This is a genomic window from Thermobaculum terrenum ATCC BAA-798, from assembly GCF_000025005.1.
GTDB classification, from domain to species: domain Bacteria; phylum Chloroflexota; class Chloroflexia; order Thermobaculales; family Thermobaculaceae; genus Thermobaculum; species Thermobaculum terrenum.
Genome location: NC_013525.1, coordinates 1 through 20,546 on the forward strand (window position 1 = coordinate 1; position 20,546 = coordinate 20,546).

Genomic DNA, 20,546 nt, shown 5'->3' on the forward strand with positions numbered 1-20,546 from the left:
ATTTTATTGTCGAATGGATTGCAAGCCGTAAACACGCATTGCTAATCTGCAAACAAGATGGCAGTTACCAGGAGTACTATTCCCATGAACCCGAAACAGGTCTGGCAAGCCGTACTTGGAGAACTTGAGGTCAGACTCAATCCTGCACAGTTTGAGACCTGGATCAAAAACACTTCTCTCGTGTCGCTGGATGAGGATGAAGCTGTTATATCCGTCCCCACAAGCTTCGCCCAGATGACTATAGAGAGGAAATTCGAGCCTGAGATAAGAAGATCTCTGAGCAACATATTACATAGACCTGTGCAGGTTAGTTTCGTAGTAAATGGCATAATTTCCTCAAATGAGCGTAGCTCCAGAAGCAATGAGAGCTCTGTGGAAGCCCCCTTACTGAACGCTGCGCAAAACACAAGCACCCAGTTTGGCGCGCCTAACACGCCACTCAATCCCCGCTATACCTTCGAGAACTTCATCGTTGGTAGCAGTAACAGAATGGCTCATGCTGCATGCATGGCAGTAGCTGAACACCCAGCTGAAGCCTATAATCCTTTGTTTCTATATGGAGGCGTAGGGCTGGGTAAAACTCACCTGCTGCACGCAATTGGTAACCATGCTCTGAAGCTGAAACCATACCTGCGGGTGCTATACGTGAGCAGTGAGCAGTTTACCAATGATCTGATTAACGCCATTAGAGAACATAGAACAGAGGAGTTCAGGGCTCGTTATAGGAGCATCGATATCCTTCTGATCGATGATATTCAGTTTATAGCAGGCAAGGAAAGCACCCAGGAGGAGTTCTTCCACACCTTTAATCACCTTCATGGGGCAAATAAGCAGATCGTGATGACGAGCGATCGACCACCCAAGGCTATAGCGACCCTACAGGATAGGCTAAGGTCCAGATTCGAAGGCGGCCTCATGACTGAGGTTAACCTGCCGGACTTGGAGACCAGAATCGCAATACTCCGTATAAAGGCCGAGAACAAGGGTGTAGACCTTCCTGATGATGTGCTTGAGCTAATAGCTCGCAAAGTGCAGAGCAATATACGAGAGCTGGAAGGAGCACTGAACAGCATTGTGGCGTTAGCTAGACTTACGGGAGAACCTATAACCCTGGCGACCGCTGCAGAAGCACTCAATGACACCACTATGGCCAGGAAGAAGAGACAGATCACTCCTGAGCGTATCCTACAAGCTGTGGCATCCTACTACGGCGTAGATGAAAAGCTGCTGAAGGGGAAGACGAGAGCAAGAGAGGTTGTAATACCTAGACAGGTAGCGATGTACATCATGAGAGAGGATACTGATCAGTCCCTTTCAGAGATTGGAGCCATCCTAGGTGGTAGAGACCATACAACTGTACTTCATGGTATAACGAAGGTAGAGAAAGATATAGAAGTAGACACCAAGCTCCGACAAGATGTCATGACAGTAAGAGAGATGCTCTATAACAACTAGTACACAATCCTCATGGACCAGATAGATCTCAATAAGCTCCAGCAGATACTATCGCACACAAAAATCCTGAGGGAGATAGCCTTCTTCGAAGAGATAGATTCTACTAACTCGTACCTAAAGAGGATCATCAACAACGTAGATGAGGGAATAGTAGTAATAGCTGACTATCAAAGTCAGGGTCGAGGACGAAGAGGTAGAACCTGGGTTTCACCAAGAGGGTCTTCTATAAGCTGCTCTATTCTTCTAAGTCCTCCTTTGACTCCAAACAGGTCCTACATACTAACTGCGGCCTGTGCGCTTAGTATTCGAGACTCCATTACGCCCCTGGTGGATAAACCAGTAAGTATCAAGTGGCCAAACGACGTGCTGATAGGCGATCTGAAAGTGTGTGGTATCCTGGCAGAGTCACAGATAAACAGCAATCAGACTACAATTACTACTATATTAGGGTTTGGCATTAACGTTTACGAGTATCCTAAGTCTGTAAACGCAACCTGCATAGCAGACCACGCCACTACCCAAATCAGCAGGACAGATCTCCTAGCATCTATCTTGGTAAGTCTAGATTCCCGTCTACAGGTAATCTACTCAGGAAACTGGTTACAAGTGTATGAAGAGTGGAAGGACTCTATATCCACAATAGGTCAGGAAGTAACCGTGATAACGGACAGCTCTAATATCCAAGGAATAGCAATTGGAGTCTCCAAAGAAGGAGGGTTGATTATAAGGACACCAGACAATGAGCTCGTTACTGTACAAGCTGGCGAAGCCTCTATTAGAAAGCCAAACCCTAAGAGCTAGCAACCCTCTAAGAGCAAGCAGTCATATAGGCTTATAATCATGTACGGAATTCAACAGGGGCGTGATATACACATTGTGAACAATCAACAAGCATGCGCATAAGGCTAGCAAAACTATCTGACTCCAAACAGCTGGTCGATATCCTCGCATCTTCCTTTGCAGAGGAGATATCGCTTTCTAACCTGAATCGAGATTCGATCAAGGCTCAGGTGTCGCTAGGAACTATCGCCAGCTATCCCTGGTTACGACACCTTCTCAGGGTGATGGGGGTAACCCTTGAGTTCTGGGTAGCTGAAGAAGATGGTCAGGTATTAGGTTGCGTGATGCTACATTCTACAAAGAGAAGGCTCCCTCTGAACATAAGCAGCCTGGCAGTACATCCTGAACACAGACACAAGGGCATCGGAAGGAGCCTAATGAGCGTCATGTTTCAAAGAACAAAACAGCTTGGCAGAAATATCATCACCCTCGAAGTCATGACCGACAACACTCCTGCCGTGAACCTATACCGATCACTGGGAATGGAGGAATACGACAGGAGGCTCAGCTACAGATACATAGTCAATCCTATGACCATTGGTACAGACCTTTCTGGAGTTTCGCTCTCACCCGTAAACAGAGCCGATATACCTCTATGGAGGGAGATAATAAACACAAGCCCGAATGTGCCCATCAAGCTAGAGCAAATCATGAGAGTGTACGAAGAGGAATACATCTCCAGAGCTCAGAGAAACTTATGGCTGCCTTCGATACTTGGCAGATTATCTACTTACCAGCAGTATGCAATATATAACCAGGGGAAAACAGTAGGGTTCGTTGCAGCTAGAAACATGCTACGCGGCAACCCCACCGAAAGTCTTCCCCCTTTATGCTTGCCTCAAGCGGGATTGAACATGACAAGCGTTTTTATTAGGTTACAAGAGATGCTACTACAATACGGGTCTCGGGCTCATCGCTTATACGTCTCGGCTTTTGACGGAAACCAGATAGAAGCCGCTCAGATGCTTGGATACAGATTCGAGAAGAGCTGGTCCTATATGTACAAGAGGCTCTAAGTTTGAGATCTCTTCAGCTTTTCTAGGTACGGTTCCACTTCCTTAGGTACAAGTCCTTCTACGGAACCTCCAAGTATGGACACTTCCTTGACCAGGCTTGATGAGAGAAAGGAGTACTGCGTGCTGGTAGTAAGAAATACCGTCTCTATCTCAGGACACAACCTCCTGTTCATAAGCACCTGTTGCATCTCATAATCAAAGTCGGCCACTGCCCGTAACCCCCGAATTATTGCCTTAGCACCTATGGACTTAGCATAATCTACTAGCAACCCATCGAAGCTATCTACTTCCACATTTGGTATGTGGGCTGTAACCCTACGAAGCATGTCGAGCCTATCTTCCAAGCTAAAGGCAGCTGGTTTCCTTGGATTTACCCCAACAGCTACAACAAGCTTCTTAAAAAGGGGACTAGCTCGCTCTATCAAGTCCAGATGACCATTAGTAACGGGGTCAAAAGAGCCTGCATATACAGCTATAGCCTCCAAGTTAGCCCCCTCCTGGCAATATCTGTAGAGATCGTATGAATTATAAGGTATTCGGCGAAACCTGTGGCACAAAGTATGATAGTGGATGCGCAGCGTACATCCACAAGGAGGATTAATAAGTGGAGGCGGATACTGAGAGATTCCTACAACTACAGCATATGGGGAATACTCTACTAATAACCTTGAACAGGCCACCCGTCAATGCCATCAACCTTCAGGTAATTGAACAGCTTGAAGAAGCCCTCACATCATACGAGGAAGATAAAAACACCAAAGCAGTAATTATCACTGGCAATGGCAGATGCTTCTCCGCTGGAGCAGATATAAAGAGCTTTCTAGAGCAAGATCCAGATTCACCAGAGATACCGCTTATAAGAAAAGCAAACGACGTACTTAACTTCATTGAGTCCTATCCTAAAGTGGTCATAGCAGCTATAAACGGAATATGCCTTGGCGGAGGGAATGAGTTAGCTTTAGCCTGTGACCTAAGAATAGCCTCACAAAACGCTATTTTCGGTCAGCCTGAGATCAAGCTTGGGCTACTTCCCGGGTGGGGAGGTATACAAAGGCTGACGCGGCTACTTGGTAAAGCTAGAGCTCTGGAAATGTGTCTGACGGGCGAGTCCCTAAACGCAGATAGGGCTCTTCAGATAGGACTAGTTAACGAGGTCGTGTCTCCGGAAGGGCTTATTGATAGATCGCTAGAGATATCTCAAAAACTTTCCAGCCTGCCGACTCTTGCAGTCAATCTTATAAAGCAAAGGATTCACAAAGGGGCAGGAGCTTCCCAAGGGCAAGCCATAAGAGAGGACGAGTGGGCGTTCCGAGAGCTGCTCAGTTCATCTTATGGTCAGGAAGGGATCAAAGCCTTTCTGGAGAAACGAGAGCCTAGATGGGACTAGGTAGCTGAATAAGAGGTAAATGCCATGAGCAGGGACAAAGACTACGATGTCATCGTTATAGGAGCGGGACACAATGGCCTAGTGTGTGCAAACTACCTGGCCAAAGCCGGCTGTAAAGTAGTTGTCCTGGAGAGAAGGCCAGTCGTGGGTGGGGCATCAGCCACTGAAGAGATGTTTGGAGGGTACAAGATCGATGTAGGCAGCGCTGTCCACACATTGATTCACGAGACAGGCATCATAGATGATCTCAAGCTTGAAAAGTTTGGACTGAAATATTTGCAGCTCGATCCCTTCGCATTCGCACCCTTCCCAGATGGCACGTACCTGCGTTTCTACAGGGATTTGGACAAGACGTGCGAGGAGATAGAGAAAGTATCTCCAAAGGATGCAGAGGCTTACAAGAAGTTCGTAGAAGACTGGACGGAGCTGAATCGTATCCTTACAGCTACCTTCACATCAAAACCATCAGCCCCGAGTATGTCCTACAAAGCCCTATCAAAAGATATAGTGTCCTTGCTGAAGATGACTGCAAGAAGATCCTTGCAGGACAGGATACACCAGTTACTTATGGACTACGGCAAGCTGCTATCTATGACTTTTGAGAGCGAATATGTTAAAGCCCCCTTGGCTTTTCTTGCTGCACAGGCTGGAGTATCTCCAAGTACTCCCGGAACGGCCAACTTCGCGGGGTGGCATGCACTGAGCCACTCTACCGGCGTAACTCGTCCCCAAGGAGGTTCTGGCAAGCTATCAGAAGCTCTACAAGAATCTTTAATCAATATGGGTGGAGAGGTACGTTTAGACACCGAGGTCACCAGCATACTTATCAGGAACGACAGAGCTATAGGGGTAGAGACTTCTTCCAGGGAGAAGTTTTCCTCCGATATAGTTATAAGCTCAGTTGCTCCCGTCAAGACCCTATTGGAACTCATCCCATCCGAGGCGCTGAATGACAACCTCCGGAGAAAGATTAGTTCGATCAAGATATCTCCGATAAGCGGGGTATATATAAGAGGCATAGCAACGAACTTACCTGAGTACAAGGCAGTTGGGGGATCCGATAACAAGGACCACTATATGGGTATGCAGCTGCTTTGCCCAACTTTAAGTGGTCTAGAGAAGGGCTTTCAGGAAGCAACTATAGGCAACAAGCCAAGCAAACCGGCAGTGTATCTACTCACTCCTTCAGTTGTAGATCCATCGCTAGCCCCGGAGAAACACCTGGTCTACATATGGGCGCAGCCGTATCCTCTTCAGCTTGCCGGAGGTCAATCCTGGGATGATGCAACCCAAGATGTAGTTGCAGATATCTTCAACGCGACATCAGAGTATATAGAAGGATTGGTGGATATCATAACCAAACACAGAGTTATAAGAACGCCCCCTCAGTTGGCGGGTGATTTGCAACTACCATATAGCAATATAATGCACGGAGATATGACGATAGACCAGCTGTTCTTTATGAGACCAATCCCAGAGCTATCAGGCTACAGGACACCCATCAAGGGGTTATATTTGACTGGAGCAGGCACACATCCAGGTGGAGGGGTACAGGGCGCTGCAGGCAAAAACACAGCTGAAGTTATACTGGCGGATATGACCAAGGCCAAAAGATGGATAAAGCCCGCACTAGTGGTTGCGGGCTCATCTATAGCATTTGCTGTATTGAGGAGGAGCGCTCGTGCCAGCAACTAAGGCTGCTCTTCCCCAATTCTAGTGCGCAAGTGTGGGAAGAGTATCACATCACGTATAGAAGGACGATCGGTGAGTAGCATCACCAGACGGTCTATTCCGATGCCCAATCCACCCGTTGGAGGCATACCGTACATGAGGGCTTGTATGAAGTCCTCATCGTAAGGGTTTTCCTCTCCATCCGGGGTTCTGTTCGTAAGCTGTGCTTGAAAACGCCTGGCCTGGTCGATAGGATCATTCAGCTCGGTGAAAGCATTACCTATCTCCATACCACCGATAAATACCTCGAACCTCTCAGTAAGCTCCGGATTATCCTCTTTCCTCTTGGCAAAAGGAGATAGTTCTACTGGATAGTCGATGACAAAAGTAGGCTGTATCAACTCATGCTCTGAGTTATCCAGAAGCTCGTCTATCATCTGTGCCCTTGTAGCTCCTGGCCTGAGCTCTATACCGGCTTTTCGTATGGCTTCAGCCAAATCTGCATCATCCCTGAGGGCATAGAAATCTATGCCTGTCGCATTAAGTACTACATCCCTGAGGGGCAACCTACGCCATGGAGGTGTTAGATCAATCTCATGCCCCCTATAGGTTATCTTTAGGGTTTGAAGGACATTGCTGGCCGTAAAGGTTATAAGCTTCTCGACCAAGTCCATGATGGAGTTGTAATCTGCGTAGGCTTGGTAAAGCTCCATCATGGTGAACTCAGGGTTATGCTTGGTACTCAACCCTTCGTTTCTGAAGTCCTTGCCTATTTCATAAACCTTTTCAATGCCACCAACGAGTAGGCGCTTAAGGTAGAGCTCTGTAGCTATCCTCAGGTAAAACGTCTGATCCAGCGCATTATAGTAGGTAGTGAACGGTTTGGCGCTAGCACCACCGTACAGGGGTTGGAGGACAGGCGTTTCAACCTCTATAAAGCCAAGATCATCTAGATATCTGCGAACGCTAGAGATTATCTTAGCCCTCTTGATGAATACGTCCCTAACCTCAGGATTAACCATGAGGTCTAGATAGCGTTGCCTATAGCGTTTCTCCACATCCTCCAGACCATGCCATTTATCTGGAAGGGGATTAAGCACCTTTGCGAGTATGCGCACGCTCTTGACGTCGACAGTAGGCTCGCCAGTACGAGTCCTCATCGGAGAGCCCGTGGCCTCTACTATATCACCCAGATCTATAAGCTCTTTGAAGAAGCTGAGGGTATCAGGTCCAGCAGTATTAAGGCGAACAAGCAGCTGGATCTTACCTGAAGCATCCTCGAGATCTGCAAACACGGACTTACCCATGTCTCGCCTGGCGGTCAGACGCCCAGCCACAGTAACCTCTTGTCCCTCGAGACTGTCGACAGAGGAATACACCTCATGCGCTGTATGGGTCCTGTAGGACCTAGGGGGATATGGGTTTATACCCATATCCCTCAGCTTGCGTAGCTTTTCCAAGCGTATCTGTTGCTGATCATTCAGATCCTGTAGTATCGAGCCTGCTAGATCCATAACAACTACTCTACAGATAATATCTTGAAGGTTAGCTTGCCCGCGGGCACCTCGACCTCCACTGAGTCGCCCACCCTACGGCCGAGCAGAGCTGACCCTACTGCAGACTTACTAGATATTCTAACCTCCCCATCTCTACCCCGACCAGCTTCAGCACCGTCAACGATGGTATAAGTATATGTTCTACCATTCTCTTCAACGGTAACCTTAGAACCAAGCCCAACGGTGCCTGCTGGTTGGGCACTTCTATCTATAACCTCAGCATTAGCCAGAAGCTTCTCAAGCTCCTTTATACGACCTTCAAGAAAAGCTTGACTGTGCTTGGCGTCCTCATACTCACCACTTTCAGAGATATCACCGCCCTCCTTAGCTTCCCTAATGCGGGCGGATATCTTTGCACGCTCAACCGTACGAAGACGTTCCAACTCTTCTCTCAATTCCTTCAATCCCTGTTCTGTCAGACGGACACGCTCATTTGTACTCACTTTCACCTCTCCTGCAAAACACCATAGGGTGAGTTTTGGACTTTTCTTTTGTATAACCTCATACACAATAAGAAAGGAACTGAGGGCTGTCAGGCACCTCAGTTCCGCTCTGCCAAGAATTATATGACAACTGCTTGGGATTGTAAAGTGAGCCTAAACTATTTACGCTTCCTCCACTTACGGAATCGCAATGCAGGTAGTATTGCAGCACCAGCCAGACCTAAGGCTCCGGCGGTAGCTCGAGCAGAGCGATCAGTAGATATATATTCTCCCCAAGCCCAACCCTGGAAGGATCGACCGAAACCATCCTTATAGATGACCGGTACCCAACCATTCACGCTCTTGCCGATTATCTGGACCGGCATACCTTCCCACATCTTAGTCACAACCTGATACTGCATACCTGGTCCCTTGCGCAGATTCAGTGCTCCAGGGGTACCCCTTATATATGCCTGTACAGGGTTTGTCTGCGCAAAACTACTATTAGAGCCTGAGCCCCCCGATCCGCCACTAGCGGGTGCAGAATCTGGGCGCCTGATGACTCTCAAGTTTTCATACCATATGTAACCTGTATACCCGCCATAGACAGTCTTGACCCAACCATCAATCTTGCTCGTGATCTCTTGAATTACAGCTCCTTTTGGAACTGTGCGCAACACTTTGTACTTCATACCTGGACCAGCCCTCAGATTGACCGCAGGAGCAGTTACCACATATGTAGGCTCCTTATTAACACTCGTACTACTTGGATTACTAGGCTCTACTGGTGGTATAACCTTCAAGTACCCATGCCATAAATAACCAGTCTTACCCTTGTAGGTAGTCTTGACCCAACCGTCGATGGGGCTAGGGATCTCCTGGACGATGGTCCCATCCGGCAGGATAGCTAGTATTGGAGATCTATCATCTGGTCTGGCTCTTAGGTTCAATCCAGTGCCACGAGTATTCACAACCTCATAAGTCAATCCTGGCCCCCATGCTTTAGGAGTCCCCCTGGAGTTATTACTGCTACTACCAGTATCGTTGCTAATAGTAGAGCCCTTGATATAACCCAACCTTACAGCTATATCCCGCCTAATCTGAGGTAGAAGCCTACGTAGATAGTACCCAGGATCTCTGTGTGTATTACCGCAACTACCCATGAGGTCATAATGAGTTGCTATATTTGGGATATCGTAAGGGGCGTACGAACCAAGACTACCATGACCCAAAGGATTGATGTGGTTCTTGCTAAATATCCATGCTATCAGATCCTCCAGGGCACCAACCATCTTAGATGAGGGTGGCATTAGGGAGTGATCTCCAAGAGCTGCTATTCCCACCGTACCCCAGTTATAGCAGCGCGCATGGCCTCCTACTACATTCTCTCCTCCAGCTCTACCCTCGTAGATATTCCCCTGCTCGTCTACCAAGTAGTTGTACCCTATATCTCCCCACCCACGTATAACAGCGTGGTAGTAGTAGATAGCCCTGATGGTAGCTGCCGGATTAGGATCATTATTAATAGTCACAGTATCATGCAGTATTACCTTCCTGGGGGTGGTGTACTGTCGAGGCCATATCTCATGCCCTTGACTGTCAAACCTAAGGCTCTCGTCTGCCCCCCACTCCGCTCTGGTTATAATCCTAGGTCTGGGCTCAGCGGCCATAGCAACACCGGAACGAGATGCGGACATATTGGCAGGGTTAGGTCCATTTTCTGAATCTATAAACGTCAGCCTGATCCAGTTTAATTTGGGCATCTGCCCACCAACCTTACCAACTAGCTGTACCCTCAGCTGAGCCTCATCGCCCCGCTGCACTACTAGCGCACCGTAATTTGTGCCGCTATTCATGCCATCATTATCGTCCGGCTGCAGACTAGTCCATTGACTCCAATTACCATCATGATTTCTAGATCGCACAAATATCCTGACTACGGAGCCTTCTGTAAGCTCCATGTTCCATGAAGGAGCTATTGCATTAAAATGGACATATGCATTCCGGACAGCAGAATCATAGGTTTCCGTGCGATAACCGTTACGCTCTCTCCAGCTATAAGCAGCTGCGGACGACTTAGTTGCAGGGCTCCTCACAAACCAGTCCTTAGCAACTATAGTAGCCCTATTCGGAGCTCCTGTTGCTGGCAATATTGATGGATTGATGATAGCCATGAACATAGCTAACAAAGGTAAAAGCCTAATGCTTAGATGCATACTAGCTCTCAAAAGCATACAAACCTCCACAAACAGTTGTGCTAACTACAACTTTTCTAGGAGGTTACACTCTGGAGCTAAAAGACAACGTAAAAAGCTTTCGGTCAGCGTAAAGTTGATGTAAACCAAAAACAGGGAGGTTGGCTGTGAACAGACAAGAGGCATGGGAACTGTTGAATGAGTACGTAAAATCTCCGAATCTTATAAGGCATTGCTTGGCTGTGGAAGCAGCAGTAAGAGGCTACGCTCGTCTGTATGGCGAAGACGAAGAGTTATGGGGATTGGCAGGGTTGCTACATGACTTCGACTACGAAATACATCCTACGCTTGACCAGCACCCATCGATGGGCAAGCCAATACTCGAAGCCAGAGGCGTGCCTCAGGAAGTTATATATGCCATTCAAAGCCACTCCGACTTCACGGGAGTACCTCGAGTACACCTATTAGATAAAGTACTCTATGCTTCTGATGAGATCTCAGGCTTCATAGTAGCTGTAGCACTCGTTAAGCCCTCCCGCAGCATCCACGAGGTAGACGTCAAATCGGTCAAAAAGAAGTTGAAGGACAAGGCTTTCGCACGCAATGTGAACCGAGATGACATATATAGAGGAGCTGAAGAGCTGGGAGTAGACCTAGACACTCATATTGCTAACGTCATTGAATTCCTGAAACCCATCTCAGATGAGCTTACTCCAAAGGAACAAAATGTCTCTCGCTAGCATTAGGACTCAATCCTAGGCACAGGTCTTGAGGATATATCTGGAGAAAAAACTGTCCAGGAGGAGTAACATGATCATACGTGGCAAATCTGAGATGGGCGAAGCTGAGATCATCGAACACGCCATGAAGTACTTCATAGGAGATCACAACCTAGAAGTTGTATCACAAACAGTTAATGCCATTAGCTTCTCGGGGAGCAAAGGCACAGTAAATATTACCGTGGATGAACAGGGGCCAGATAGCGAGGTGCAGATAATCACGGAAGGTCTAGAAGCTGAGAGCAAGGCATTCCTTCAGAGCGTAGCATACGAGGTTACTCAAGGGGAAACATCTTCTTGATGCAAGATCAAATTTGCTAAACTATGTCCAGTTTAGTCGGACAGTGTAAGCTGGCTAATGCTTGCATTATATGGAGGAATGAGTGGATCTAGAAGGTAAAGTGGCCCTGGTGACAGGAGGATCCAGGGGGATAGGACGAGCCACCGCCATTAAGTTGGCATCACTTGGTGCTAGGGTAGTGGTCAATTACAACCGCAGCAAGGAAGCTGCGGAGGAGGTAGTGCGCGCGATCTCAGAAGCCGGTGGTGAAGCAGTAGCCTCGCCTGGAGATGTAAGCACCAAGGAAGGTGCCGAAAATGCGGTCAACACAGCCCTTAACACCTGGGGAAAGATCGATATTCTGGTGAACAACGCCGGCATCACTCGCGATACCCTCCTAATGAGGATGTCCGAAGAGGACTGGGAAGCTGTAATAGACACTAACCTAAAAGGGGCCTACCTATGTAGCAAATTGGCCGTACGGTCTATGCTACGTAACAGGTGGGGCAGGATCATCAATATATCATCGGTCGTGGGCCTGGTAGGAAACGTGGGACAAGCCAATTATGCCTCCGCAAAGGCAGGATTACTCGGCCTGACGAAATCTATAGCCAGAGAATTTGGCAGTAAAAATATAACCGCCAATGCCATCGCACCAGGATATATAGAGACTGACATAGTGGCTGTCCTCTCCGAGGACATAAAGAAAGCCATTCTGTCACAGATACCAGCGGGGCGCTATGGCAAGCCTGAAGAGGTAGCAGAGTTGGTTGCCTTCCTAGCTAGTGATAAAGCAGCTTATATAAATGGCCAGACCATCAACATTGATGGTGGGATGGTCATGATATAACCAACGGAGGACCAACGATAATGAAACTACTAGACCCCGCTGTAATAGGTACTATTATCGGCATGTCATCCAGGAGGATAGCCCTCGTCTTCCCTGGTCAAGGCTCCCAGTACGTAGGTATGGGCAAGGCCCTACACGACGCCTCCGAGGCAGCTAGAGAAGTCTTCAAAAGGGCTGATGAGATACTGGGGTTCCGGCTCTCACATCTTTGTTTCTCAGGACCAGAGGAAGACCTACAGGACACGATCAACGCGCAGCCAGCGATATTCACTGTCAGTTTGGCAACTCTTGCGGCGATAAAAGAAAAATTACACGAAGCAGGCGTAAAGCTGAATCCATCGTTCGTAGCTGGTCACAGCCTAGGAGAGTACACAGCGTTGGTAGCAGCCAACGTTATAGACTTCGAGGATGGTCTGCGCCTCGTCCGTGAGAGAGGAAGACTAATGAAAGAGGAGGGCGAGAAGATCCCAGGCGGGATGGCAGCCGTTATTGGCCTTGATGAAGAGGTCATCCAAAGAGCATGTGAAGAAGCATCAAGTGAGGGGATAGTAGGTATTGCCAACTCAAACTCGCCGGGGCAGATAGTGATCTCAGGGGAGCTAAAGGCGCTGCACAGAGCTATGGAACTCCTGCAACAACAGGGGGCCAAGAAAGTGATCAAACTCCCTATAAGCATAGCCTCCCACTCACCGGTCATGCAGCGTGCAGCTGCCCAATTTGCTGAGATCGTGAGTCATATGAAGCTTCGAGATCCACAGATCCCCATAGTCGCTAACGTGACTGGTCAGATATTGACTAATGTAGAGGACATAAGACGAGAACTATCTCATCATATAACTGGTCCAGTACAGTGGACGAAGAGCATTCGGGAAATGCTATCACATGGTACAAATGGCTTCATTGAGCTGGGGCCCAAGAGAGTCCTAACTGGACTCATCCAGAGGATAAGCCCCGGCGTAGATACCATCAGTACCGATTCCTAGTGAGAGGGAGCCAAGTTGTTTGATAGAAGGGTAGTAGTAACAGGACTAGGAGCGATAACACCTGTAGGCAACAATTTAGAAGATACATGGAAAGCCTTAGTAGAAGGCAGATCGGGAATCTCTTATGTAACCAGATACGACCTGGGCGATATCCCAGTCAAGATAGGTGGGGAAGTAAAGGGCTTTGATCCTGCATCGGTAGTAGATCCCAAGGAAGCTCGTTACATGTCCAGAGCTACTGTTTTCGCAATAGCTGCAGCAGACGAAGCCATAAAGCAGGCAGGGCTGCAGATTACTCCAGAAAACGCCGAACGTGTAGGCATTTATATGGGTAGTGGTGCAGGTGGTATAGAATTGCTCCTGGAGCAGCAAAAGGTCTTAGAACAGAAAGGTCCCAGAAGGGTTAGCCCATACCTGATGCCCAACTTCATTGTGGACTCTGCCAGCGGCCACATGGCAATAAGGTACGGAGCTCAAGGACCTAATATGGCTCCAGTATCCGCCTGTGCAACCGGAGGCCACTCCGTGGGTGAGGCCTACGAGACAATCAGGCGAGGAGATGCTGATGTCATGATAGCCGGAGGTACTGAGGGCGGTAGTCACCTACCAATTATGTTTGCCGGCTTTAGCGTGATCAAAGCGTTAGCTAACGATGATCCTCCAGAGAAGGCATGTAAACCATTCGACCTCAACAGATCGGGCTTCGTGCTATCCGAAGGAGCGGCAGTGCTAGTACTTGAGGAGCTGGAGCATGCTCTATCAAGAGGTGCCAAGCCTCTGGCTGAGATAATAGGCTATGGCACTGGAAACGACGCTTTCCATATGGCAAGCCAGCCCGAGGGCGGAGCGGGCGCAGCCAGGGTAATGCGCATGGCAATTCGTAAGGCCAACATAGCTCCTGAAGAAGTCGACTATATCAACGCCCATGGGACAGGCACTCAGATAAACGACAAAGGGGAAACCGCAGCCATTAAGGAGGTGTTTGGCGACCACGCTTATAAGCTCGCTATCAGCTCCATCAAATCCATGATAGGGCATACCATGGGAGCGGCAGGCGCAATAGAAGCAGTAGCATGCGTCAAGACTATCATCGAAGGGTGTATCCCCCCTACAATAAATTATGAGACACCGGATCCCGAATGTGATCTTGATTATGTCCCCAACACAGCAAGATCTGCTGATGTAAGGGTAGCACTATCTAACTCCCTAGGGTTGGGAGGTCATAATTCCTGTCTTATCTTTCGAAAGTTCGAGTAGGTATACATATTCGGCATTGGAGCGAGGAAGCCTACCTGACAAACAGCTAAGGATTTCTAATCGGGGCTGAGTACGTACTCAGCCCTCACTCTTTAAGGACTTACTATAATCAACGCAAAAACTCCATTCTGCTCTAGTAGAAGCCTCGGTCTTAACTCAAAAAGTTCAAAAGGCCAGCATTAAGACTCATCAGCTTCTTCCTGGTTTTCGGAGGTGGTAGGCACTGGCAGCCTCTTCACGAGTACCCTCCCCACCCTTCTCTTCTCTATATCAAGCACCTTCATCAGTACGCCTTCCACTTCCACCTCATCACCGGGCACTGGCAGTCTCTCGAGCTGGGCAGTAATAAAACCTCCAAGCGTGTCGTACTCTTCTGCCGGCAGATGGATCCCTAATAGCTCATTAACATCATCCAGATCGATCTTCGCCCGGATTATCCATTCATCCTCAGATATCTTCTCTATATCTGGAAGCTCGACATCATACTCATCCTGTATCTCACCCACTATCTCCTCAAGAATATCTTCTATAGTAATTAGCCCCGCGGTACCACCGTACTCATCCACCACGATCGCCATGTGTACCTTGCTGCTCTGAAATTCCTGCAATAGCTCACCCAGCCTCTTGCTCTCAGGGATAAACACGGCTGGCCTGGCCAAGTCGCGGAGACTCACGTTGCTAGAGGATACAATCGCCCTTGCCAAGTCCTTCAGATATACTATGCCCACCACATTGTCGAGACTCTCCTCGTAAACTGGTAGTCGAGAGTGGCCCTTCTCCAACGCAAGGTCAAGCGCCGTCCTGAGATCTGTATTGACGTCCACAGCTACTATATCTGGCCTTGGAACCATCACCTCATGGGCAGCTATATCCCCGAACCTCAGGATACCAGCTATCATATCGCGTTCTTCCTGCTCTATCACGCCTTCCTCTTCACCCGCATTCACCAGCATACGCAGGTCATCTTCAGTGATGAATGGGTTGCGAGGCATATCCTTTACACCGAAGATACCCAGAAAGGTATTGGTCACCCACTCTGCTACTCGTGCAATCGGGCTTATGAAGAAATACGCTACACTCAGCATACGGGTGATACGCAGAGCTGTCCTCTCAGGTCTTCTAATAGCTAGAGATCTAGGGACAAGCTGACCAAAGATAAGCACAAAGAGAGCTAGCACGATAATAGTAAGAGTTATCAACCACCACTGAGCACCATTGTTTGACAACTGAAGCGCGAGGATAGCCGTGAGGGCTGATAATCCCGCCAATGCAAAAGTGTTGATTATGAGGGTCGTTGCTGTGATCCTATGCGGATACTCCAGCAGCCTATCCATAGCCTCTGCTCTACCGAAGCCCTGCTCGATCAGCGCCCTTAACCTTACCTGGTTTAGCGCGCGCAATGCTGCATCAGCCATAGATGAAAACACAAGTAGGCAGAACAAACACACACCCACTAGGCCAGAAAGCCATAATGAGCCGCTCACTTTGCTTTCTCCAGGAGATAGGTATATGAAAGATGGAAGTTCAGGTAGGTACTTGAGGGAGGTTCATCCTCTTGGGGTATAGTAAACATCGGTTAAGACCTTCCTAGTAGCGTTATCGAAATAGCTCGCTGACAGAGAGATCTTTGTGAATCCTCATGATAGCCTCTGCCAGCAGAGATGCTACCGATACTATCTCGATCTTGGAATCAACTTCCTCTGGCGGTATGTATATCGTATCAGTCACTACTATCTTCTCTATAGTATTGCCTTCTAGGATCTTCTTCACCTCCTCGGCAGCTGGTGATCCTACAAAAGCTGCATGGGTGGCAACAGCATGCACCGACTTGGCGCCTCTAGAAAGGAGCATATCGGCAGCCTTTGCCAAGGTACCACCAGTACCGATTAGATCGTCCACGATAATGGCATTCTTGCCCTGCACATCCCCCACCATATCTAGCACTTCGGCGGTGTCGGGCCTAGGACGTTGCTTAGCGATTATCGCAAGGGGCACACCAAGCCTGAACCTGAAATCATTAGCCCTCAGCACCCCACCAGGATCTGGAGACACCACTACAGCATCGGGGAGAGGATTTCTCTTGTAATAGTCGACCAGCAACGGAGCAGCACGCAAGTGGTCCACTGGAATATCGAAGAAACCCTCTATTGCGGGCGCATGCAGATCTACTGCCAAAACTCTATCCGCCCCAGCTTGCATGATGATGTTAGCCACTAACTTAGCGGATATGGGCTCGCGACCAGTAGTCTTCTTCTCTTGCTTGGCGTAACCATAGTATGGGATGACTGCGGTGATCCTGCTTGCGGATGCCCTGCGAGCAGCATCTATCATCAGCAGGAGTTCCATAATATGGTGATCGACAGGCATTGAGGTACTCTGGATTATAAATACGTCGCACCCTCGGACGTTCTCCTCAAGCCTTACCCTCGTTTCACCATTTTTGAAGGTGGTTACAAGCGCATCTCCGATCTCTATATCGAGGTTGCGGGCGATATCGCAGGCCAGCTTCCTGTTTGCATTACCAGTAAAGATGCGCAAGCGATTCATCTATTTCTCATCCTCCAGTTCTTCTGAAGCCTCATCTTTGCGAGCATGTTGAGGTACTTGTCTAGCAGGTACACCTACCACGAGCTTGCCAGCAGGTACATCCTTGGTGACAACTGCTCCAGCTCCTGTCTTAGCACCTTCTCCCACCTCTACAGGCGCTATGAGCATAGTGTCGACACCTATGAATGCCCTTCTACCAATCTTTGTAGGGTTCTTGTTCACACCGTCGTAGTTAGCAGTAATCGTTCCTGCGCCAATGTTAGCCTCCTCACCAACCTCGGCATCCCCAAGGTAGCTAACGTGACCACACTTGACCCCGGCATGAAGCACCGTGTTCTTCGTCTCCACAAAGTTGCCTATATGGACGCCAGCTTCCACACGCGTTCCAGGCCTCAGATGCGAGAACGGGCCTACATCCGACTTCACACCAACGTACGATTCCTCCACCACTGACATCTGTACTCTGCAGTCCTCATCCAAATAAGAGTCCCTTATAAACGAATAAGGACCAACCACGGCTCCTCTAGACACCTTTGTCTTACCAGTAAGATGGGTTCCTGGTAACAAGACCGCATCTACATCTACCCGTACATCCACATCTACGTATGTACTCTCAGGATCGGTCACAGTTACACCTGAGAGCATGAGAGACTCAAGTATACGCTGCCTCATAATCTTCTCTGCAATCGCCAGTTGCAGTCGGTTGTTGATCCCCATGGCCTCGCTGGGATCCTCGACTACCACGTACTGCACGGGCCATTTGGTATCTACAGGTTCAGAGATCTCTTGAGAAGCTGTCTCGGGAGTGTATGCACTCCAATGTCCACCTATATCCTCTCGTACGGCTATATTTACCAAATCAGTAAGTTGGTACTCGCCTGATACAGGGGAAGGCTGGAGGCTCTCAAGGTGCTCCCACATCCAGTCTGCTTGAAACACTGCTACACCGCTATTGCGCTCCCTTATCTTGAGTTGCTCTTCTGTAGCTTGCTTTTCTTCCACAACAGCAATCACTCTACCCCGCTCATCCATCAGCACCCTACCGGGATCATGCGTCTCACCGATCAAGATCGTAACTCTTGGGCTTTCAGCAATGTGGTGATCGATCAGTCTACGCAGCGTCTCTGGCCTGATAAGGGGAGTGTCTCCATACAGTACCATTACATGCTCCACGCCATCCATCGCTGGCCTGCTAACTCTCACGGCATCGCCTGTGCCTCGAGGGGGATCTTGGAGCACAAAATCTACTTGATACTTGCGCTTTATCACATCAGCTACCTGATCTGCGTTGTGTCCCAACACAACTGCTAATTTGGAGGGTTCTAACTGGAGGGCGCTGCGAAGCACATGCTCGATCATGGGGATGCCGGCTACAGTATGTAGCACCTTGTGAATGTGCCCCTTCATCCTAGTGCCCTGACCAGCAGCAAGGATGACGATGCCTAATGATTCGGGCAAGACAATAAACCTCCGGGCACGGTATAACTATATGTTATTTTGGATTCTTCCACGGATTAATTATTACAAAAAGATACTAAAGACAAAAGTAGCACATGTCAACAAAGCGCAGTCGGGTAAATACCTGCTAGAATGTCCGCTGGATCATATTTTCGATCCTAAAGTGCACAGGAGGATTCATGAGCAATAGATACGTTATAGGTGTAGACCTCGGAGGTAGCCGAGTAAGAGCAGTATTGGCCAACGAGAAGGGAGAGTTTCTGGATCGTTGTGAGTTCCCTACGCTAGCAGACAAGGGGCTCTACTTTGTGCTAGAGAGGATCTTGGAGTGCGTCCGATCTGTATCCTCCAATGCCCCTAGAATAGATGCTATCGGCGTTGGAGCACCTGGACCCATCAACTCCAAGGAAGGTGTGGTGAGTAATCCTCCAAACCTGCCTGGGTGGGTCAATGTACCGCTTGCAAAACTCATAGAAGAGAAGACAGGCATCCCCACTTTCTTGGGTAATGATGCTAACCTTGCAGCACTTGGAGAGTTCACTTATGGCTCTGGTAAGTATGTACAGCACCTGATTTACATCACCGTCAGCACAGGTGTAGGTGGCGGCATCATTATAGACGGGCAGCTACTGGAGGGACACAACGGTGCTGCTGGGGAGGTAGGCCACATGGTCGTCCAGCCCGGAGGACCTAAGTGCTCCTGCGGAGGATACGGTCATCTCGAGGCGCTCTCTTCGGGTACAGCCATAGCCAAACGGGCCAGGGAGGCCGCGTCCCTTAACAAAGACACGATCATGATCGAGCTTGCAGGCTCCGTAGACAAGATCAATGCCAAGATCGTGGATGAGGCTGCCAAGAAAGGCGACCCACTTGCCCTCAAGCTTCTGGAGCAAGCAGGACAATGGCTAGGATATGCACTCATCAACCTGATACACATCTTCAACCCTCAAATGATCTCCATAGGGGGAGGTGTATCCGAAGCTGGCGAGCTGCTGCTAGGGCCCGCCAGAAAGGTCGTATTCGAAGGACTAATGCCGGTCTTCAAGCAGGACCTACAGATAGTTAAAGCTAGTCTGGGAGGTGATGTAGGTTTGGCGGGGGCAGTAGCCCTGGCTCTTCAGGAATCTGCCAAATCTAAGGTCTAAGATAGTTGTGTCAGGAGGTATTCCTGACACAACTATCCAGCAGGAACAAGGTCGCAGTAATAGAACCTGTTGTCCCGAACTACTACTTCTCCCTTCTTGAAGGAAACACTGCGGCTGAAGATAGGACCATCGTACACAAATGAGTGAAACTCTCCATTCTCCCCTGCAGGATCGACTCTTTCAGGTAAAGAACTTAGAAACCCTAGATCAATATCGCTACCCAAGAAGGAAGGATCTAGTAGGGTAGAATCCACACAAACTACTACAGATCTAAAGCCATACTTACAAAGGCTAAGCGTGATGTCCTTCGAACTCCTCCCCCAAAGCGGAAACAGCGCCCTTACACCAACCTCTGACAAGCGGGATTCCCTATAGGCTCTTATATCCTCCAAGAATATGTCACCAAATGCGACTGTATTTATACCTAGGCTCATCAGCTCAGAGAGGGCATATCTCATTCTATCGTCATACACTTGGTTTGAGCAGTTCTGGGGAATATAGATCCTGTAAAGCGGAATACCTAGAGAAGCTGCTTGTGCCTCTATCAATTCTACTCTCACCCCATGCATGCTCACTCGTTCGTAGCCTTCGGTCACAGTACAGATGAGTCTCTCTACAGAGAATCTATCATCCCTTAGGAGCTTGTATAGTGCTAGGCAGCTATCCTTACCACCACTCCAGCTAAGTGCCACCCTACTTTTCATT

Annotated in this window: 19 protein-coding genes; 11 read left to right on the forward strand and 8 right to left on the reverse strand. The window is 48.7% G+C overall.

Annotated elements, in window-relative coordinates:
* Nucleotides 1–84: 84 nt before the first annotated feature.
* The 3 genes from dnaA (at nt 85) to TTER_RS14425 (ending at nt 3,311) form a co-directional block, all read left to right on the forward strand.
* Nucleotides 85–1,455 (forward strand): chromosomal replication initiator protein DnaA, encoded by a 1,371-nt coding sequence (dnaA, locus tag TTER_RS00005; RefSeq protein ID WP_012873960.1) that lies wholly within the window; start codon nt 85–87, stop codon nt 1,453–1,455.
* Between the two features lie 12 nt (nt 1,456–1,467).
* Nucleotides 1,468–2,256 carry a biotin--[acetyl-CoA-carboxylase] ligase gene (locus TTER_RS00010; RefSeq protein WP_012873961.1) on the forward strand — a complete coding sequence of 263 codons (789 nt, stop codon included), beginning with the start codon at nt 1,468–1,470 and terminating at the stop codon, nt 2,254–2,256.
* 92 nt (nt 2,257–2,348) lie between these two features.
* Nucleotides 2,349–3,311, forward strand: a complete 963-nt coding sequence (locus TTER_RS14425; RefSeq protein ID WP_012873962.1) for a GNAT family N-acetyltransferase — start codon at nt 2,349–2,351, stop codon at nt 3,309–3,311.
* Here the strand turns inward: TTER_RS14425 and coaD are convergent.
* On the reverse strand, nt 3,308–3,796 hold the full coding sequence (gene coaD / locus TTER_RS00020) for a pantetheine-phosphate adenylyltransferase (protein WP_012873963.1): 489 nt from the start codon (nt 3,794–3,796) through the stop codon (nt 3,308–3,310). The genes TTER_RS14425 and coaD overlap by 4 nt on opposite strands.
* 119 nt (nt 3,797–3,915) lie before the next feature.
* On the opposite strand from coaD, the gene TTER_RS00025 reads away from it, so the two are divergent.
* Both TTER_RS00025 and TTER_RS00030 read left to right on the forward strand, forming a co-directional pair.
* Nucleotides 3,916–4,698: an enoyl-CoA hydratase/isomerase family protein gene (locus TTER_RS00025; RefSeq protein WP_012873964.1), complete on the forward strand. Its 783-nt coding sequence runs from the start codon at nt 3,916–3,918 to the stop codon at nt 4,696–4,698.
* A gap of 24 nt (nt 4,699–4,722) precedes the next feature.
* Nucleotides 4,723–6,393 (forward strand): phytoene desaturase family protein, encoded by a 1,671-nt coding sequence (locus tag TTER_RS00030; RefSeq protein WP_012873965.1) that lies wholly within the window; start codon nt 4,723–4,725, stop codon nt 6,391–6,393.
* Here the strand turns inward: TTER_RS00030 and lysS are convergent.
* From lysS to TTER_RS14430, 3 genes are all read right to left on the reverse strand, one after another.
* Nucleotides 6,390–7,883 (reverse strand): lysine--tRNA ligase, encoded by a 1,494-nt coding sequence (gene lysS, locus TTER_RS00035; protein WP_012873966.1) that lies wholly within the window; start codon nt 7,881–7,883, stop codon nt 6,390–6,392. The two genes, TTER_RS00030 and lysS, sit on opposite strands and share 4 nt — an antisense overlap.
* A gap of 5 nt (nt 7,884–7,888) precedes the next feature.
* Nucleotides 7,889–8,368 (reverse strand): transcription elongation factor GreA, encoded by a 480-nt coding sequence (gene greA / locus TTER_RS00040; RefSeq protein WP_012873967.1) that lies wholly within the window; start codon nt 8,366–8,368, stop codon nt 7,889–7,891.
* 158 nt (nt 8,369–8,526) lie between these two features.
* Nucleotides 8,527–10,581, reverse strand: coding sequence for an SH3 domain-containing protein (locus tag TTER_RS14430; protein WP_012873968.1), 2,055 nt, complete (start codon nt 10,579–10,581; stop codon nt 8,527–8,529).
* 128 nt (nt 10,582–10,709) lie between these two features.
* Between TTER_RS14430 and TTER_RS00050 the strand changes: the two genes are divergently transcribed.
* From TTER_RS00050 to fabF, 5 genes are all read left to right on the forward strand, one after another.
* Nucleotides 10,710–11,282, forward strand: a complete 573-nt coding sequence (locus tag TTER_RS00050; protein WP_012873969.1) for an HDIG domain-containing metalloprotein — start codon at nt 10,710–10,712, stop codon at nt 11,280–11,282.
* A gap of 70 nt (nt 11,283–11,352) precedes the next feature.
* The gene (locus TTER_RS00055; RefSeq protein WP_041424281.1) at nt 11,353–11,622 is read left to right on the forward strand and encodes a hypothetical protein; all 270 of its coding nucleotides are present in this window, start codon (nt 11,353–11,355) and stop codon (nt 11,620–11,622) included.
* A gap of 82 nt (nt 11,623–11,704) precedes the next feature.
* Nucleotides 11,705–12,451, forward strand: coding sequence for a 3-oxoacyl-[acyl-carrier-protein] reductase (fabG, locus tag TTER_RS00060; protein ID WP_012873970.1), 747 nt, complete (start codon nt 11,705–11,707; stop codon nt 12,449–12,451).
* A 20-nt stretch (nt 12,452–12,471) separates the two neighbouring features.
* Nucleotides 12,472–13,434: an ACP S-malonyltransferase gene (gene fabD, locus TTER_RS00065; RefSeq protein ID WP_241215204.1), complete on the forward strand. Its 963-nt coding sequence runs from the start codon at nt 12,472–12,474 to the stop codon at nt 13,432–13,434.
* 15 nt (nt 13,435–13,449) lie between these two features.
* Entirely contained in the window at nt 13,450–14,691 is a 1,242-nt protein-coding gene (fabF, locus tag TTER_RS00070; RefSeq protein ID WP_012873972.1) for a beta-ketoacyl-ACP synthase II, read from the forward strand.
* Between the two features lie 179 nt (nt 14,692–14,870).
* Here fabF and TTER_RS00075 read toward each other — a convergent pair whose 3' ends face one another.
* From TTER_RS00075 to glmU, 3 genes are all read right to left on the reverse strand, one after another.
* Nucleotides 14,871–16,175, reverse strand: coding sequence for a hemolysin family protein (locus tag TTER_RS00075; RefSeq protein WP_012873973.1), 1,305 nt, complete (start codon nt 16,173–16,175; stop codon nt 14,871–14,873).
* A 112-nt stretch (nt 16,176–16,287) separates the two neighbouring features.
* Nucleotides 16,288–17,238: a ribose-phosphate diphosphokinase gene (locus TTER_RS00080; protein ID WP_012873974.1), complete on the reverse strand. Its 951-nt coding sequence runs from the start codon at nt 17,236–17,238 to the stop codon at nt 16,288–16,290.
* The gene (gene glmU / locus TTER_RS00085) at nt 17,239–18,696 is read right to left on the reverse strand and encodes a bifunctional UDP-N-acetylglucosamine diphosphorylase/glucosamine-1-phosphate N-acetyltransferase GlmU (protein ID WP_012873975.1); all 1,458 of its coding nucleotides are present in this window, start codon (nt 18,694–18,696) and stop codon (nt 17,239–17,241) included.
* 179 nt (nt 18,697–18,875) lie between these two features.
* Between glmU and TTER_RS00090 the strand changes: the two genes are divergently transcribed.
* Nucleotides 18,876–19,841 carry an ROK family protein gene (locus tag TTER_RS00090; RefSeq protein ID WP_012873976.1) on the forward strand — a complete coding sequence of 322 codons (966 nt, stop codon included), beginning with the start codon at nt 18,876–18,878 and terminating at the stop codon, nt 19,839–19,841.
* A gap of 32 nt (nt 19,842–19,873) precedes the next feature.
* On the opposite strand, the gene TTER_RS00095 is transcribed toward TTER_RS00090, so the two are convergent.
* Nucleotides 19,874–20,545, reverse strand: coding sequence for a Dph6-related ATP pyrophosphatase (locus TTER_RS00095; protein WP_012873977.1), 672 nt, complete (start codon nt 20,543–20,545; stop codon nt 19,874–19,876).
* Between the last annotated feature and the right edge of the window lies 1 nt (nt 20,546).

Excerpts from the sequence above, each read along its gene's own strand:
- dnaA (WP_012873960.1), top strand. The coding sequence starts at position 85 with ATGAACCCGAAACAGGTCTGGCAAGCCGTACTTGGAGAACTTGAGGTC.
- TTER_RS00010 (WP_012873961.1), top strand. The coding sequence starts at position 1,468 with ATGGACCAGATAGATCTCAATAAGCTCCAGCAGATACTATCGCACACA.
- TTER_RS14425 (WP_012873962.1), top strand. The coding sequence starts at position 2,349 with ATGCGCATAAGGCTAGCAAAACTATCTGACTCCAAACAGCTGGTCGAT.
- TTER_RS00030 (WP_012873965.1), top strand. The coding sequence starts at position 4,723 with ATGAGCAGGGACAAAGACTACGATGTCATCGTTATAGGAGCGGGACAC.
- lysS (WP_012873966.1), bottom strand. The coding sequence starts at position 7,883 with ATGGATCTAGCAGGCTCGATACTACAGGATCTGAATGATCAGCAACAG.
- TTER_RS14430 (WP_012873968.1), bottom strand. The coding sequence starts at position 10,581 with ATGCTTTTGAGAGCTAGTATGCATCTAAGCATTAGGCTTTTACCTTTG.
- TTER_RS00055 (WP_041424281.1), top strand. The coding sequence starts at position 11,353 with ATGATCATACGTGGCAAATCTGAGATGGGCGAAGCTGAGATCATCGAA.
- fabD (WP_241215204.1), top strand. The coding sequence starts at position 12,472 with ATGAAACTACTAGACCCCGCTGTAATAGGTACTATTATCGGCATGTCA.
- TTER_RS00080 (WP_012873974.1), bottom strand. The coding sequence starts at position 17,238 with ATGAATCGCTTGCGCATCTTTACTGGTAATGCAAACAGGAAGCTGGCC.
- TTER_RS00090 (WP_012873976.1), top strand. The coding sequence starts at position 18,876 with ATGAGCAATAGATACGTTATAGGTGTAGACCTCGGAGGTAGCCGAGTA.
- TTER_RS00095 (WP_012873977.1), bottom strand. The coding sequence starts at position 20,545 with ATGAAAAGTAGGGTGGCACTTAGCTGGAGTGGTGGTAAGGATAGCTGC.